We start from the raw sequence: 17,341 nt of genomic DNA on the forward strand, positions 1-17,341 counted from the left end.
GCGGCCCGGCTCGGCGCCGCGAACGCGGAAGCCGCGCGGTTCAATGCGCTGCTCCACGACCAGGTGCTCGCGGTGCTCAAGGCCGTGAAGAACAATGCGCCCGCGGCGGACGTGCGCCACACCACCCGCGTGGCCCTGCGCCTCACCGAGCGCGCCGACCAGAACGCCCGCATCTTCCCGTCCGCACGCGCCGAGGAAGGCATGGCCCCGGGAGCACTGGACGCCGCGCTGCGCACGGTGATCCTCGCCGTCACCCCCGACTGCCGGATCCGGTCCTCGGCGGAAGGCCCGCCCGTGCCCGCCAACGTCGCCGCCGCCATGCAGAGCGCACTGCGCCAAGTCGCCCGGAACTCCGCGCGGCACGCCGGCGATGGCGTGTCCCGCACGTGCGACATCAGCATCCGCCCCGATGGAATCGACCTGCGCTACGCCGACGACGGGCGAGGCTTCGACCCGGCGGAAATCCCCCACGACCGCCTCGGCGTGCGCACGTCGATCCGCGACCGGCTGCTGTCCCTCGACGGGGCCACCGTGCGGGTGGAATCCCGCCCGGGCGCCGGCACCTGCGTCATCTTCGAGTGGACGCCGGAGCCCACGGAGACGATTCCCCTCACCCTCGCCGATGTCGTCGTCCGGCGGGCTTCGCCGTCCGTCCTGGTCGCGGCGGCGATTACGGCGCAAATGCTCCTGGAGCCGTCGACGGCGCGCCACCCGCTGGCCGCCGCCGTCGGCTGGGCCCTCGGCATGGGCGCATTCCATCTCCAGCGCGACACTCCCGAGGGACGGCCCCCGATCCCCCGCACCGCCGCGATCCTCGGCCTGGCGACCGCGGGCTCGCTCATTCCCTCGCTCGCGGGCGTGCGCCCCGCGAACGCCACCCTGCCGGCCTGGCACGAATATTCATTCGCCGTCGCGCTGAGCCTGCTCGGCGCCCGCGGGCGCGCCGTCCCCGCGGCGGCGGTCTCCTTCCTTTTCCTGGCGGGCAGGTTCGTGCGGGGGCGCCGTCGCCGGGTCGAAGTCGAGGCATCGACGCACGTGCCCGCGATCGTCTTGAGCGGCGCCATCGCCCGATGGGCGCTGCGGACGGTCAATCGCCGGATCGACCAGGCCCGCACGAGCGAACGACGGTTGCTGGACATGGTGGGCCACCGGCATGCGGAGAATCGCGTCCGCGAGGCGAACCGGCGGTGGCTCGATGACGTCGCGGGGGATTTTCTGCGGCGCATCCGTCATTTGCCGGACGAGAAATTCACCGACGCGGACCGCGAGATGGCGGGTCTCCTCGATGCCCTGATCCGCGATTCGCTGAGGTCACCGCGCCTCGACCGCCCCGACGTCACGGCGCTGGCCTGGCAGCTGCGGGCCCACGGGCTGACCGTCCTCCTCGTCGACGACCGCGGCGACCGCGGGACCGTCGCCGAGGCGCCGGGCCTGCTCGACGACGTGGCCGCCGCCTTCGCGGAGGTGGCCGCGCACGTCCGGTCCGAGGGCATCCGCGACGGCAGGATCACGGTCCGGTTGCTGCCGGCCGGGCGGTCGGACTTCGCCACCATCGTGTTGTCGCCGGAGACCGCCGAGCCCCGGCGCGTGCGGATCCCCGCTTAGACTCGCGGCATGGCCAATTTCATCGGTTACGGTCCCGTCGACGACGCCGAATCCGCCCGCGCGAACCGTTCCTGGTGGGATTCCGACGCCGCCGACTACCACCGCGAACATCCGCTGTACCTCGGCGAAGGCCGGCCGGAGGGCGATTTCGTCTGGTGCCCGGAGATGCTCCGGGAAGAGCACGCCCAGTTGCTTGGCGACGCCGACCTCCTCGCCCGGTCCGACGTCCTCGAGATCGGCTGCGGTTCCGCGCCGTGTTCGCGGTGGCTGGCCGCGCATCGGCCGCCGCGGTCCCTGACCGCGTTCGACGTGTCCATGGGCATGCTCGCCCATGGGGTGCACGCCGCCCGGGGCGCGACCCGCGTCAATCTGGTGCAGGCCGACGCGGCGGACATGCCCTTCGCCGCAGGGTCGTTCGACGTCGTGTTTTCGGTGTTCGGCGCCATTCCCTTCGTCGCCGATTCCGCGGCGCTGATGCGTGGCGTGGCCCGCGTCCTGCGGCCCGGAGGACGGTTCGTGTTTTCAGTGACCCATCCGATGCGGTGGTGCTTTCCCGACGATCCCGGCCCGGCAGGCTTGAAGGCGGGCATCCCATACTTCCACCGCGAGGCCTACGTCGAGCGCGACGAAGAGGGCACGGCAACGTACGTCGAGCATCACCGGACGATGGGCGATCGCGTGCGCGAGCTCGTCGGCGCGGGATTCGTGCTGGAGGACGTGATCGAGCCCGAATGGCCCGACGACCTCGACGTGACGTGGGGCCAGTGGTCGCCGCTGCGCGGGGCGGTGATCCCGGGGACCGCGATTTTCGTGGCCCGGCTGGCGGGATAGCCCGTGGAAGCGCCCGAGGAATGCGGCGGCGGGGCACCCGTGTTCGAACGCATCGGGGCGGTGATCCGGGAGCTTTCCTAGCATGGGGCGCATGGAGATCACTTTCGGTTGGGGCCTGGACGGGGCCGCGTGGGAAAGGCCCGGTCGCGTGGGCGAATCGCGGGCGACGCTCGGGCACGCGGCGGTCGGGCCCGCCGGGTTGGCGGGGATTCTGGGCACGCGCCTGGGCATCGGCGGCGTGACGCTCGAGCGCCCCCTGCGCATCGGCGCGTACCGCGATGCGCTGGCGCGGACGTCGCGGCAGTGGTGCGGCGATTCCTTCCAGCTCGACGCGTGGGCGGTGGCGAAGAAGATGCTGTCCTGGCGCGACGAGCTCGTCGCCGCGGGGTGGGACGGTTCCCCGGTGGCGGGAGGCTCTCCCCGCTTGGCCGATCTCGCGGAGGCCGAAGAGCTTTTCGACGCTCCCGGAACAGCCGATGATCTGCGGGACGTCGCGGCGATGCTGCGCGAACTCGTCGCCGACGGCGTCGAGTGGCCGCTGGGCATCGACCGGTTGACCATCCTGGGATCGCGCGCGGAACTGCCGGCCCCGTGGCCGGGGATCATCGACGACGTCGAGTCGCTCGGCGCGACCATCGACGAGGAAGGCGCGCCTTCCTCGGTCGAGAGATTGCGGGTGATCACCGCCGCCACCGAATGGGAGGCGGCCGAGGCTGCGGCGCGAATCCTGGCGACCGCGCCCGGCACCGCCCTGGTGGCCACGCACCACACGGAGGTCCTCGACCAGGAGCTGTCCCGCCGGGGCATGGCCCGGCTCGGTGCGTTGGAGGCGTCGGACCAGCGCGCGACGGCGCAGGTCCTGCCGCTCTTCCTGGACGCCATCTGCGGGCCGATCGACGTCCACGCCATCGCCGCATTCCTGGACATGGGCCTGACCACCTCCGATACCCGCACCGGCGCGGTGACGGACCTGGGCGTCGTCCCCTCCGTCATCCGCCGCGGACTGCTCGGGGCACTCGCCGCGCAACCCGGCGTCGGCGGTCCGGCGTGGCTCGGGGCGCTGGAGGACATCCGCGCCGACATCGCGGCCCGGGCCGACGAGTCCGTGGACGAAGACGCGAAGAGCGCCGCCCACCGTGCGGCGATGCACGAGGAGCTGCTGGACGCGCTCGACTCGCACCTGCGCACCTCGCGCATCGGGTTCGTCGACGGCGTATGTGATACCGCCGCGATCATCGAGCCCCTGGACTGGCTGGCGAAGCGCCTGCGCAACATGGGCGCGGTCTTCGAGGCTCCGGAGCTGTTGGTCGCGGGGCGGTCGGTGACCACGGCGATCGAGGTCCTCGGGCGGCAGGCCACCGTAAGCGAGCGTGAATTGCAGAGGATCCTCGAAGACTGCGGTTCCGCGCAGCCCTCTCCCCTGGCGGGGGCCGAGGCCGCCGAGGGCTCCCGCGTGCCGTCGCCGGCGTTGATCCGCAATCCCGGCCCCGTCGTGTGGTGGGGCGCCGTCGACGACGGCCGTACCCGGCGCCGCATCTGGACTCCGGAAGAGGTGCGCACGCTCGCCGGCGCCGGCGTCGACGTACCCGATCCCGGCAATCTGGCCAGACTCACGTCCACGGCGGAACTGGCGGGACTGTGCAGGGCCGGCGACGTCGTGGCGATCGTCCCGGCCGTCCTCGATGGTGCGGCGACGACCCGGCACCCCGCCCTGTCCTTCGCGGCCCACGGCAGCCCGGGATACGACGAGGACGAATCCGAATTCACAGCCCGCCGACTCGTCGTCGACGGCACCTGGAATTTCGGCGGCGCCGACCTTCCCCTGAGTGTCCCGGAGCCTTTCGTCCCGGACGCCGACGCCCTCGCCGCGACCGCGTCTCGCCGTGAGGTGCCTCCGGGGACCCACCTGTTGCCGGACCGGCTGTCCTACTCCCAAATGGAGAAGCTCCTGGTCCACCGCCTGGAGTGGCTGCTGGCATACCCGCTGCGGATCCGCCAGGGGTGGGTGACGGACATTCCCACCGGAAACCGGATGATCGGCACCTTCCTCCACGCGATCATCGAGAAGATCGTCGAAGAACGACTGGACGGGGCCGACGTCGCGACCGTGCGGACCTGCTTCGCCGAACTGCTCCCCCACTACGCCTCGGAGCTGAACCTTCCGGGCAATGCCCGACTGCGCCAGCAGGTGGAGGCGGAGGCCCTCGAGAGCATCCCCGAGCTCTTCGGGACGCTGCGCCGCGGCGGCATGATCGTCACCGCCGCCGAGGCCCCCATCGAGCGGGAACTCGTGCTGGCTCTTCGGGACCCCGACGGAGACCCGAATGATCCGGCGAACGTCCACGAGCATCCGGTCACCATGGTGGGCTTCCGCGACCTCGACGCCGAAACGGCCGACGGCACCACCGTGGTCATCGACATGAAGTACTCGGTCAGCCGCCGCAAGTACGGCGACCTCATCGAATCCGGCCGCTCCCTGCAGCTTGCCACCTACGCGTGGTCGGTCGCCGATGATCTTCCGCTGGAGAGCATCGTCACGGCCTACTTCGAGCTGAAGTACGGGCGCTTCGACTCCCTCGACGCCGCGCTCGGCGGCCTGACCCCCGCCGCAGGTTCGATCGCCCCCGAGACGCTGTGGCGGCGGGCCGTGACCTCCGTCGAAGAGGCGCTGTCCGAAATCGCCTTCTCCGGGGTCGTCAAGGACGAGGGCAACGCCATGCTGGTCGCCGCCGAGGGCGTCGAACGCGAGATCACGAAGAGGTCGGAGAACGCGTCCGCGGCCGCCGACATGAACGACCGCTACCTGCCCATGGACACCGCGAAGTACGTGGACTACGGGATCATCACCGGCATCGAGGCCGATCCGTCATGACCGATGGGAACCAGAAGAACACCATGAAGTCGACCATCATCACCGCCAGCGCCGGCACCGGCAAGACCTACACGATCACGGGCAAGCTCGCGGACCGCATCAAGGACGGGTTGTCGCCCTCGGCCATCATCGCCACGACCTTCACCACGAAGGCCGCCGGCGAGCTGTCGGAGCGCATCCGCTCGAAGCTGATGGAAGACGGCCTGGTGGAGCAGGCCCAGGCCATCGGTTCCGCCCTGGTCGGCACCGTCAACTCGGTGTCGGCGACGCTGGTGCGCGACTTCGCCATCGACGCCGGCCTGTCCCCCGAGCTCGAGACGCTGACCGAAGACGCCGCCGCCAGGGCTTTCGACCTCGCCTGCGACGCCGTCATCGCCGATGCCGAGGACGCCCACCGCGCTCTGCTGCGCCGGACCGGATACGACAAGCCCGTCGACGCGTACGAGTTCGATCAGCGGAAGTCCTTCTCCGACACCGTCCGCGCCATCGCGGAGACCGCGCGGCAGAACCTCATCGGCCCCGATGGCCTCGCCACCGCCGCCGAGGCGTCGGTCGCGGAGCTCATCGAGGTCCTCGATCAGGTCAATCCCGAATCGGTTGGCGCCGACGAGACCGACGACCGTGCGACGTGGGCTCGCGACGCGATCGCGGCCTGCACTGACGCCATCGACATCGACGCCGGGTTGGCCAAGCAGACCAAGACGTCGCAGGCCAGGCAGCGGAAGTTCGCCGACCTGGCCAAGGATCTGGCCGGCGATCCCGATCGGATTCCGTGGAACGAGTGGGCGAAGCTCGCGGACGTGAAGTCCCCCAAGGCCATCGCCGCGTTGTTCGAGGATTTCTCCGACATCGCCGCGGACATCGCCGACAACCCCGCCTACCGCGAGGACATGTCCACGTTGACGCGGTTGGTGCTCGGCACCGCCGCCACGTGCCTGACCGCGTACGACGACCACAAGAAGGCGCTCGGCCTCATCGATTTCACCGACCAGGAGGTCCTGGCGCTGGAGATCATTTCGACGTCGCCGTCGGTGCGCGCGGCCATCGCCGAAACGTACGAGGTCCTCGTCGTCGACGAGTTCCAGGACACCAACCCGATCCAGCTCGCACTGTTCTTCCAGTTGGGCGAACTGGCCGGCGAGGTCATTTGGGTCGGCGACCCGAAGCAGTCGATTTACGGTTTCCGAGGTTCCGATCCGCAGCTGATGGCCGCCGCCTTCGACGAGTTGGCCGTTCACGGCACCGTCGAAAAGCTCGATCGGTCCTGGCGTTCCTTCAGGGAGCCGCTGGCGCTGACCAACGAACTGTTTTCCGCGTCAATGCCGGACGCGGACGTCCGCCTCCGCGTCGCCGAACCGAAGATGTTCGAGCACAAGGGCGGTGACGTGCGCATTTGGCAGCCGTCCACCAACGGCGGCACGTCGAATGCGCCGTGGTTCGGGGCGATCGCCAAGGGCGTGTCCTCGCTCATCGCGGAAGGCACGGCGCCGAAGGACATCGCCGTTCTCGCGCGGTCGAAGGCCAACGTCGAGAACATCGTCGACGCGCTCACCGAGGCGGGCATCCCCTGCACCGGCGACAAGGCGGACCTGCGCTCGGCGCGCGAAGGCCAGGTCATCCGGGCGGGGCTAGGCTTCCTGCTCGATCCGCGGGACACCCGCTCTCTGGTCGAACTGATCGTGTTGTGCGACGACCATTCTGCACACGACGATTGGTTCACCCGGCTCACCGCCGCCGGCACGACACGGGAATCGCGGAGCGAACTGCTGCGATCCTGGGCAGACGACGAAGCGCTCGCCCCTCTGCAGCAGCTGCGCACCGCCGCGGTGAACCTCACCCCCGTCGAATGCGTCCGGCAGGTCATCGATGCGCTGGATCTGCGCCGGCGGATCGTGGGATGGACGCGACCGTCGCGGCGCATGGGATCGCTCGACGCCTTCACCGGTCTGGCACGCGAGTACCAGGACGAGACCCGCTCGGCGGGCGGGGCGACGTCGCTGTCCGGATTCCTCAACTGGTTCGACGCCATCGACGAATTGCCGCAGGCCGGCGGCGACGACGATTCGGTGTACGTGGGCACCATGCACTCCTCGAAGGGCCTCGAGTGGGATGCGGTGTGCGTCGCGGTGCCCAAGCCGAAGGACATGTTCACCCCCGACGGTCATTGGGTGGCCTCGCGAGAAGCTCCGACGCTGGAGAATCCGCTGGGCGAGCGCTACCTGCGGTTCTGGCCCGCGGCACCCGACAAGGCGAAGGTCATCGTCGAAACGATGGCCGCCCAACCCGTGCAGAAGGAACGCGCGGCGGCCGAGGTCGAGGACGCCCGCCGCCTGGCCTACGTGTCGCTGACGCGCGCGGCCAAGCACTCGATCCTGTGCGCCCGGTCGGGATTCGAGGACTTCGCCGCCGTAAAGGGCACCTCGGTGACCATGAAGGCGGACGGTGACCATGTGGCGGTGAAGGACGCCGCGGGCAGCGTGGTCCAGGTGCCCGCCAGAATCGAAACGATGATCTGGGACGACGCCGACGCGACTCCGCCCATGCCGTCGCGGCATCGCCCCGGCCTCGATTCGATGCGCGGCCCCGCGCCGGCCGGCCGACTGGCGCCCGCTCGCGTTGCGCCGTCGTCGATCGCCGCGACCGACGACCAGAGGGCCGCGGCCGCGGTCGTCGAACGCGTCGTGCTGGGCGCTCCGCTGGTGTCCGGCGGCGGCCGGCATTGGGAGCGCGTGGGCGAAGCCGTCCATGGTTACCTCGGCCTGCCGCTGGCCACGCTCGGAGCGGACCTGCGCGAGCGGGCCGCCGAGCGCCTCATCGGTTCCTGGGGAGTCGGCGCGCACGTCTCCGCCGAAACCATGGCGGACCTGGGCACGCGCTGGCTGAAATGGCTGGACGCGGAATTCCCCGATGCCGTGATCCGCTCGGAAGTGCCGGTGACCTGGCGCAACGAGGACCACCAGATTCACGAGGGCTGGATCGACCAGCTCCTCGAGCTCCCCGATGGCCGCGTGGTCCTCATCGACCACAAGACCTACCCCGGCGACGACCCGATCGGTCACGTCCGGGAGAACTACATCGGCCAGCTCTCCGGCTACGCCGACGCGCTGGAACTGGCGGGCCGCGGGCGCCCGGCGGAGATCCTCGTCCACCTGCCGCTGAAGGGACTGGTGGTGGCGATCAGGCCGTGACCCCCGGCGCACTGGCTGTCATGCCCCGGTAGGCAGCGTTCGCAACCTACCGGGGCAAACGACTGGCCCGCCATCCGGCCCGTCGCCCCACGGGCACGCTAGTGCGCCGCCTCGTCCCAGTTCGCGCCGGCGCCTACCGACACGTCCAGCGGCACCTTCAGGTCGAACGCGGCGTCCATCTCGCGGCGCAGCATCTCCTCGACGACCTCGCGCTCGCCGGGCGCGACCTCCACGACCAATTCATCGTGGACCTGCAGCAGCACACGCGACTTCAGCGGGCCGTTCTTCTGGTCGCCATGTCCGTCGCCGGCACCCGCAGGCTCCTCGACGCCGGCGCCGCCCCGTCGCAAAGCATCGTCGACGCGGAGCATGGCCACCTTGATGATGTCCGCCGCCGTCCCCTGAATCGGCGAATTCAGCGCCGCGCGCTCCGCCATGTCGCGGGCCATCCGGTTGTCGGAATTGAGATCCGGCAGGTAGCGGCGGCGATCGAACAGCGTCGCGGTGTAGCCGTCCTTCCGGGCGCGCTCCACGACGCCGTCGAGGTACGCGCGCACGCCGCCGAAACGCTCGAAGTACTCCTCCATCAGGCGCTTCGCCTCGCCCTGCGGAATGTCGAGCTGCTGCGCCAGACCGAACGCCGACAATCCGTACGCCAGTCCGTAGGACATCGCCTTCACGCGGCGGCGCAGCTCCGGCGTCACGCCGTCGATGGGCACGTCGAAGACCTTCGACCCGACGTAATTGTGCAGGTCCTCGCCGCGCCGGTACGCGTCGATGAGGCCCTCGTCGCCGGACAGGTGCGCCATCACGCGCATCTCGATCTGCGAATAGTCCGCGGTGACCAGGCCCTCGTAGCCCTCGCCGGCGACGAACGCCGACCGGATCTCGCGGCCGAACTCGGTGCGCACCGGAATGTTCTGCAGGTTCGGCTCTGTCGACGACAGCCGGCCAGTGGCGGCGACGGTCTGGTTGAACGTCGTGTGAATGCGCCCGTCCTCGCCGACGGCCTTGACCAGACCCTCGACGGTCGACTTCATCTTCTGCGCCTCGCGGAACGCCATCAGCCGCTCGAGGAACGGGTGGTCGTTGGTCTTGGCCAGGTTCTCCAGCTCCTTGGCCGCCGTCGAGTATCCGGTCTTCGTCTTCTTGGTCTTCGGCATGCCCAGCTGGTCGAACAGGACCTCCTGCAGCTGCTTCGGAGAACCGAGGTTCAGCTCCGGGCGCTGGACGATCCCCCGCGCCGCGTCCTCGGCGGCAGACTGGGCCTGCGCGGCCTGGTCGCGCAGGCTCTTGAGCTTGTCGACGTCCACCGCGATCCCGGCCCGCTCCATCCGCGCGAGAACCGGCGCGAGAGGCACCTCGATGTCCGCGTAGACGTCATACAGACCGTTGGCGTCGAGCTCGGCGGCCAACGCACCCGCGAGGTCGTAGACCGCCGCGACCCGGTCGGCATTGCCGGGGCCGGGTTCGTCGAGCAAGGTCAACTGCCCTTCCGCCTGCGCCAGAGTCCGGTTGAGGTGGCGCTGCAGGATGTTGTCCAGCGAGTAGCTGCGCTGGCTCGGGCGCAACAGGTACGACGCCAGGAACGTGTCGTGGACGACGCCGCCGAGATCGAGCTCATGGCCCCACAGTGCGTGCATCGTCGATTTCGCGTCGTGCACGAGTTTCGGGTGATCGCCGGCCAGCCATGCGGCCAGCGCCTCCGCGTCCTCGGGCACGAGCGACGAGGGATCGACGACCACCGCACCGATCGCGCCCACCGGGTCGGCACCGGCATCCTCGGAATCCGACGCCGCGATGGCCAGCTCCCCGCCAGAGAAATCGACGGCCGCGGGACCGCGGCGGGACTCGAGCCAGGCGGCGAGAGAGGCGTCGTCAAGCGACTCCAGGACCACCTCCGTGCCCGCATCCCCTTCACTGGCGGTGACCCCCGCGCCCTCCACCGACAAGGTGCGGAAAACGCGGTCGCGGAGGGACTCGCCGAACTCGAGGCGATCGAAGAAGTCGGCGATGCCCTGGGCGTTCGCCGGGCGGAGCTCCAGCTCAGTCGGACCGTAGGGCAAGGGCAGATCCTTGACCATCTCCGTGAGGTCGCGGTTCATCTGCACCGCGGCGACCCGCTCGCGGAGGCTGTCGCCGACCTTGCCGCGGACCTCGTCGACGCGGTCGATGAGCTCGGCGAGGCTGCCGTACTGCAGGATCCACTTTTGCGCCGTCTTCTCGCCCACGCCCGGAACGCCCGGCAGGTTGTCCGACGGGTCGCCGCGCAGCGCCGCGAAATCCGGGTACTGCGCCGGCGTCAGGCCATACTTCTCCTTCACGGCGTCCGGCGTGAAGCGGTGGAGCGTGGACACGCCGCGCATCGGATACAGCACGGTCGTCGCATCGTTGACCAACTGCAGCGCGTCTCGGTCGCCGGTGACGATGAGCGTTTCGAAGCCCTCGGGCAGCGCCTCCGTCGCGAGAGTCGCGATGATGTCGTCCGCCTCGTAATTCTCCTTCTCCAGCGTGACGATGCCCATCTCCTGCAGCACCTGCTGCAGCAACGGCACCTGGCCCCGGAACTCCTCAGGCGTCTTGTCGCGCTGGGCCTTGTATTCCGGGAACTTGTCCGTGCGGAAGGTCTTGCGCCCGACGTCGAAGGCCACCGCCACGTGCGTCGGCTTCTCCTCCGCCAGCAGATTGGAGAGCATCGACAGGAACCCGTACACCGCATTGGTGAACTGCCCGCCGGTCGTGGAAAAGTTGTCCGTGGGCAGCGCGAAGAACGCGCGGAACGCCATGGAGTGGCCGTCGACGAGCATGAGGGTTCGTTTCATGCCGACCAGTGTAGGAAAAGTCCCCGCTCGGACACCCGGGCGGGCCACGTCGGCCCCAATCCCCCCATTGCCGGGGGCATCGGGGGTGCTACCCCCGATGAAAGGGCATCGGCGATTCGCGAACCGGAACTATCGGAGCCCGAGGCTGCAATTATCATCCGTATGCCAGATTGGAACCCACCCCCTAACGGGGCCACAAACACATTAATGCACCCCCGCAATGAGTGATTATCGGGCACCCTAACTAGGTTAATACCCCCGTGGACTTTATGCTGACCACATGGAAAGCGATACCTCCCGCCCCCGTCGCCAGAATTCCGCGGCGACCCGGGCCCGCATCGTCGAGGTGGCTGCGGACTATTTCACCCGCAAGCCGTTCTCGAAGGTCTCCCTCAAGGAGATCGCCACAGAGGCGGGCGTCAGCGCACCCTTGATCATCAAATACTTCCGCACGAAGGAAGGGTTGCTCGAGGAGCTGATCAATTTCGAGGCGATGAAGGACGTGATCTGCGAAACGCCCTTCGGGGAGATCGGCACGTCGCTTGCCGACGACGCGATCAACGGGGACAGGTCGTCCACCAGCTCGCTCGTCGCACTGCTGATGGCCACCGCCGGAAGCCCCGCCGCGGTGAAGACGGTCACGGACCAGTTCCAGGATGCGATCGGCGGAGCCCTGTTCGACAGGATCCGCGACGAGGGCCCCGGCGTCACCGGCGACGAAGACGCCGAGCAGCGTTGCCAGTACGCGCTGGCCATGTACACGGGCCTGGGCACCGTCCTGGTCAGCTACGCCCGCGGCATCCCCTCCGAGGGTGTCGCCGCCGTGAAATCCTACGGCGCGCACATCCAGCGCGTCCTGGAAACCCCGACCGAGGTTCCCATCTCCGCGGACAACTGATCCGCCCGCTCACTTTCCACCCTCTTTTTCCTCCCGTCAGTTTCAACCCGACACCCGCGCGCGCCACGCCGCCGATCCGCCCCGATCTCCCCGGGTCCGCCCCCGGATCGCACATGTGACGCGCGCTACCCGTCTCCACCACGGGTTTTTGGCCGCCGACCTAGTAACATCCCCTCGCGATGGATACGAACGAAAACACCCGGCCCTCCCGCGACCGCCGACCCCACTCCACGCCGGCACCGGTCGACGGCCCCGCCTCGAGCACCGACCCCCGCCCGCCGACGGTCGGCGGCACCGCCGCCAACGTCGTCCGCGGCGGCCTGATCGGTCTCGCGGAAACGATCCCCGGCGTCTCGGGCGGCACGGTCGCGCTAGTCACCGGCATCTACGAGCGCCTCATCGCTTCGGCGAAGAACATCACCGAGATCCCGAAGGATCTGGCCACGAAGAGCGATTGGCGCCGCACGGCCGGCAAGGTCGACTGGTGGCTGCTGCTGCCGGTGGCCGTCGGCATGCTCGCGGTCGTGTTCTCCATGGCCGGGATCATGGAGTCCTTCGTCACCGACCAGCCGGTCGCGTCGAAGGCGCTGTTCATGGGCATGATCGCGATGTCGGTGCTCATTCCCTTCCAGGAAATCCGCCCGGGCGCGATGGAGCGCCCCGGGATGCGCGGCAAGGCGGTCGCCGTGTTCGTGTTCTTCGCGGTGGCCACGTTCTGGCTGACGTCGCTGCCGCAGGCGACGTCGTCGTCGGACCCGTCGCTGCTGGTCGTCTTCTTCGCGGCGTCCATCGCCATCTGCGCCCTGGTGCTGCCGGGCGTGTCCGGCTCGTTCTTCCTGCTGGTCGTGGGCCTGTACGCACCGACGATGGCCGCCGTCGACCAGCGGAACTTCGCGTACCTGGGCGTGTTCATGCTCGGCGCGCTGCTGGGCATCGTGCTCTTCGTACGCCTCCTGGAGTGGCTGCTGGAGCACAAGCACACCGTCACGCTCGTCGCGATGGCCGGTCTGCTGCTCGGCTCCCTGCGTGCCCTGTGGCCGTGGCAGGACGAGGACGGCGCCATGCTCCGCGTCGGCGACGACTGGCCGATGGCGCTGGGCCTGTTCATGCTCGGCGCGTTGATCGTCGGCATCGTGGCGTGGGTCCAGCACCGTTTCTCCGAGCCGGAGCCGGTGCGCTAAGATTCTTCGAGTTGCTTCACGACGGCCCGCGCCGCGCATGGAGCAGCCTGGAGCGCCCCTGTAGCCCAATTGGCAGAGGCAACGGATTCAAAACCCGTCCAGTGTGGGTTCGAGTCCCACCGGGGGCACCGAGAACAAACCCGATCGCCTGTTTTGCGCAGGTGGTCGGGTTTTCTCGTGCCCGTCGTTCACCCGCGTCGTAGAGTGGGCGGCACCATGGCCGATGAACCGACACGCGACAGCAATTTCAGGCGCGATCCCCGGGACGCCGAGGTGCCCGACGGTGAGCACCTGAGCGCCGACTACTCGCGCCCGTCGAGCTGGAAGTCCATCCTCGCCGCCCTCGGCATCATCGCCGGCGCGGCGGCGCTTTTCGCGGCCATCGCGCTGCGCGGCATTCCGGGGATCGCGATCGGCGCCGCCCTCGCGGCCGGACTGATCCTGCCCGCGGGCTGGTGGCTTTTCCACGAGAACCGCGAGCACCGCGCGGCCGTCGACCCCGACGCCCCGGCCGCGGTCCTCGACCGCCGCTGGCGGTTCATCGCGCCGATCTCGGTCGTTCTTCTCGCGCTCGGCTCGGTCCTCGCCTTCGCCATCCCGGCGCCCGACGCCGCACCCGACGACGGCGACGCCGAGACGAGCTCGCACCGCACCCCGCCGAAGCCGTCGAAGACCTCCAAGTCGGCGACGGCGACACAGCGGTCCACGACGACGACACGATCGACCACGCCCACGACCACTTCGTCGGAGAGCTCGGAGGCGGAGACGACGACGTCGTCAAGCAGCCGCCCCAGCGACGACCCCACCAGCCCCACCGGCGAACCGACCACCCGCCCGACCCAACCGACGCCAACCCAACCGACCCAACCGACCCAGCCCACGCAGCCGACGCAGCCCACCCAGCCGACGCAGACCCAACCGCCCGCACAACCGGACCCGCCGGCGCAGCCCATACAGCCGATCGCCCCGCCCGCGGTCCAGTAGCCCTCCGGCGGCCGCACCCGGCGCGGTCCCGGATACTGCGCGCGCGGCCGCGTCGATTAGGCTGTCTGAACGAACCGTCGGGCGAAAGGCGCCCGGCCGATCGACGAGGAGCCGACGCAGATGGCCAGCGGCAAGGGCAAGATCCAGGGCAGCGACAACGACGACATCCAGGGCACCGTCCAGGGCGAGGTGCCCGGCGAGGTGCCCGCCGGCGAGGCCGGCCCCGACGCCGCCGCCAAGTCCTCCGACCAGCAGGTCGCCGAAATCGAAGACGCCGTCGCCGAGTCGCTCGACGGGCCGATCAGCACCGACGAGATCTTCAAGGCCCACGAGGGCGGCAAGCTCATCACGGCCTCCACCCTGCCGCTGGACTCCACCCGCGACCTGTCCATCGCGTACACCCCCGGCGTCGCCCAGGTCTGCGAGGCCATCCACGACGACCCGAAGCTGACCCGCACCTACACGTGGACCGGCAACAACGTCGCCATCATCTCCGACGGCACCGCCGTGCTCGGCCTCGGCGACATCGGCCCCAAGGCCGCGCTGCCCGTCATGGAGGGCAAGGCCCAGCTGTTCGGCCGCTTCGCCGGCCTCAACGCCGTGCCGATCGTCCTGGACACCACCAACCCCGACGAGCTCGTGGACACCATCGCCCGCCTTGCGCCGTCCTTCGGCGGCATCAACCTCGAGGACATCTCGGCGCCCCGGTGCTTCGAGGTGGAGCGCCGCCTCGACGAGAAGCTGGACATCCCCGTCTTCCACGACGACCAGCACGGCACCGCGATCGTCATCACCGCCGGCCTTCGCAACGCCTGCAAGCTGACCGACCGCCGCCTCGAGGACCTCAAGGTCGTCATCTCCGGCGCCGGCGCCGCCGGCGTGGCCACCACCCGCATGCTGCTGTCCGCCGGCGTCACCGACATCGTCGTCGTCGACTCCCGCGGCATCATCCACGAGGGCCGCGAGCCGCTCAACGAGGTCAAGGCGACGCTGGCCGAGCTGACCAACCCGCGCGGCCTGCAGGGCTCCATCTCCGACGCCCTCGTCGGCGCCGACGCGTTCATCGGAGTGTCCGCCGGCCACCTCAACTCCGAGCAGGTGTCCAAGATGGCGGAGGGCCCGTTCCTGTTCTCCCTGGCCAACCCCAACCCGGAGATCCCCCAGAAGATCGCCCTGCAGTACGGCTCCGTCGTGGCCACCGGCCGCTCGGACTACCCGAACCAGATCAACAACGTCCTGGCGTTCCCGGGCATCTTCAAGGGCGCCCTGGCCGCCGGCGCCACGCGCATCACCAAGTCGATGAAGCTGGCCGCCACCCGCGCCATCGCCGCCGTCGCCGCCGAGGACCTGCGCCCGGACTACATCATCCCGTCGCCGCTGGACCCCCGCGTCGCCCCGGCCGTCGCCGCCGCCGTGGAAGTCGCCGCCCGCAATGATTCGACGTCGGGGGCCTCCCGCTAGACTCTTCTCACATGAGAAGACCCCTCGCCGCCGCCGCGGCCACGCTGGCGGCCGCATTGACGATGGGGTTGGCCGGCTGCGTCACCAACGACGAGGGCGGCCACCCCGACGGGTGGGAACCGGTCACCCCGGACACCGTGCCCGAGCTCGCCGACAGGGTGCCGGAGGACATCCGCGCCGCCGGCAGCATCTCGATCGGCACCAATCCCCCGTTCGCCCCGCTGGAGTTCAAGGACGCGCAGGGCGAGATCATCGGTTTCGACCTCGATCTGGCGCGCGCAACCGCGGGCGTGCTCGGCCTGGAGCTCGACGTGCGGGAGCAGGACTTCACCCTGATCCTGCCGTCGATTTCGGCGGGCACCGTCGACTTCGGCGCCTCCGGCTTCACCAGCAACGAGGAACGCCGCCAGACCTACGACTTCGTCGACTACCTGGACACGGGCCTGCAGTGGGCCCGGCCTGCGGGGTCGGACATCACGCCCGACGACGCCTGTGGACGCGAGATCGCCGTCCAGCGCGGCACCGTCGCGGAGATGGAGGACCTGCCCGCCCGCAGCGCCGCCTGCGTCGAGGAGGGCAAGGAGCCGATCAAGCGCCTGGCTTACCAGGACGCGGGAACCGCGGCGACGGCGGTCGTCCTCGGCCGCGCCGACGCGATGGCCGCCGACTCCCCCGTGTCCGCGTGGGCCGTCGCCCGCGCCGACGGGAAGCTGGAGATGGCCGGCGACATCTACGACGGCGCCCCCTTCGGCTGGCCGGTGCCGAAGGACTCGGAATTGGCCCCGCTGCTGGCCGACGCATTGCAGCACCTCATCGACACCGGTGAGTACGAGCGCATCCTGACCATGTGGGGGCTCGACGACGGCGCCGTGGACCAGGCGCGCATCAATGGAGAGGACATCCGATGACGGAGACGACCGACGGCTCCCGCCACGAGCCGACCGAGCGCGAGCTCGACGCGCCCATCAAGGCCAAGCCGCTGCCCCACCCGGGCCGGTGGATCGGCGCCGCCATCCTGCTGGCGCTGGCCGCGTGGTTCGTCATCGGCGCCGCCCGCAACGAGGCCTACCACTGGGACGTGTACTTCAAGTACCTCCTGGACACCCGCATCGCGGAGGCCGCGCTGCACACGCTGGCCCTGACGATCCTGGCGATGCTCATCGGCATCGTCGGCGGTGCGCTCATCGCGGTGCTGCGCATGTCCGACAACCCGGTGCTGTCGACCATTTCGTGGATCTACCTGTGGATCTTCCGCGGCACCCCGGTCTACGTCCAGCTGGTCTTCTGGGGCCTGCTGGGCACCATCTACAGCTCCGTCAACGTCGGCTTCGCCGAGCTGGACCTGCAGACGGCGCTGCAGAACACGTTCCTGCTCGCCGTGCTGGGCCTGGGCCTCAACGAGGCCGCCTACATGGCCGAGATCGTGCGCGCCGGCATCCAGGCCGTGCCGGAGGGCCAGACGGAGGCGTCGAAGGCGCTGGGCATGAGCTGGGGCCAGA

General features: G+C 69.7%; 11 protein-coding genes and 1 tRNA gene. 11 read left to right on the forward strand and 1 reads right to left on the reverse strand.

Annotation, left to right across the window (positions count from 1 at the left end):
• The 4 genes from GX015_RS03955 to GX015_RS03970 all read left to right on the forward strand — a co-directional run.
• Positions 1 to 1,605, forward strand: a 1,605-nt coding sequence (locus GX015_RS03955; RefSeq protein WP_366926228.1) for an ATP-binding protein, incomplete at its 5' end; no start/stop codon positions are given.
• 9 nt (positions 1,606 to 1,614) lie between these two features.
• Positions 1,615 to 2,436 (forward strand): class I SAM-dependent methyltransferase, encoded by an 822-nt coding sequence (locus GX015_RS03960; RefSeq protein WP_291342954.1) that lies wholly within the window; start codon positions 1,615 to 1,617, stop codon positions 2,434 to 2,436.
• A gap of 91 nt (positions 2,437 to 2,527) precedes the next feature.
• Positions 2,528 to 5,308: a PD-(D/E)XK nuclease family protein gene (locus GX015_RS03965; protein WP_291342956.1), complete on the forward strand. Its 2,781-nt coding sequence runs from the start codon at positions 2,528 to 2,530 to the stop codon at positions 5,306 to 5,308.
• Positions 5,305 to 8,496 carry an exodeoxyribonuclease V subunit beta gene (locus GX015_RS03970; RefSeq protein WP_291342958.1) on the forward strand — a complete coding sequence of 1,064 codons (3,192 nt, stop codon included), beginning with the start codon at positions 5,305 to 5,307 and terminating at the stop codon, positions 8,494 to 8,496. Before GX015_RS03965 ends, GX015_RS03970 begins: the two co-directional genes overlap by 4 nt.
• 98 nt (positions 8,497 to 8,594) lie before the next feature.
• Here GX015_RS03970 and polA read toward each other — a convergent pair whose 3' ends face one another.
• Positions 8,595 to 11,318 carry a DNA polymerase I gene (polA, locus tag GX015_RS03975; protein WP_291342960.1) on the reverse strand — a complete coding sequence of 908 codons (2,724 nt, stop codon included), beginning with the start codon at positions 11,316 to 11,318 and terminating at the stop codon, positions 8,595 to 8,597.
• Between the two features lie 280 nt (positions 11,319 to 11,598).
• Here polA and GX015_RS03980 point away from each other — a divergent pair, with 280 nt between their 5' ends.
• From GX015_RS03980 to GX015_RS04010, 7 genes are all read left to right on the forward strand, one after another.
• Complete coding sequence (locus tag GX015_RS03980) at positions 11,599 to 12,216, forward strand: TetR/AcrR family transcriptional regulator (protein WP_291342963.1); 618 nt, start codon at positions 11,599 to 11,601, stop codon at positions 12,214 to 12,216.
• Positions 12,217 to 12,395: 179 nt separating this feature from the next.
• Positions 12,396 to 13,397, forward strand: coding sequence for a DUF368 domain-containing protein (locus tag GX015_RS03985; protein ID WP_291342964.1), 1,002 nt, complete (start codon positions 12,396 to 12,398; stop codon positions 13,395 to 13,397).
• A gap of 54 nt (positions 13,398 to 13,451) precedes the next feature.
• A tRNA-Leu gene (locus GX015_RS03990) sits at positions 13,452 to 13,525 on the forward strand.
• An 88-nt stretch (positions 13,526 to 13,613) separates the two neighbouring features.
• Complete coding sequence (locus tag GX015_RS03995) at positions 13,614 to 14,381, forward strand: hypothetical protein (RefSeq protein ID WP_291342966.1); 768 nt, start codon at positions 13,614 to 13,616, stop codon at positions 14,379 to 14,381.
• Between the two features lie 120 nt (positions 14,382 to 14,501).
• Positions 14,502 to 15,842, forward strand: a complete 1,341-nt coding sequence (locus GX015_RS04000; protein WP_291342968.1) for an NADP-dependent malic enzyme — start codon at positions 14,502 to 14,504, stop codon at positions 15,840 to 15,842.
• Between the two features lie 11 nt (positions 15,843 to 15,853).
• Positions 15,854 to 16,750: an ABC transporter substrate-binding protein gene (locus tag GX015_RS04005; protein WP_291342969.1), complete on the forward strand. Its 897-nt coding sequence runs from the start codon at positions 15,854 to 15,856 to the stop codon at positions 16,748 to 16,750.
• Positions 16,747 to 17,341 (forward strand): ABC transporter permease subunit (locus GX015_RS04010; protein ID WP_291342971.1); only part of this gene is annotated, 595 nt, incomplete at its 3' end. The genes GX015_RS04005 and GX015_RS04010, both read left to right, overlap by 4 nt.

Source organism: Corynebacterium sp., assembly GCF_012837295.1.
Taxonomy (GTDB): Bacteria; Actinomycetota; Actinomycetes; order Mycobacteriales; family Mycobacteriaceae; genus Corynebacterium.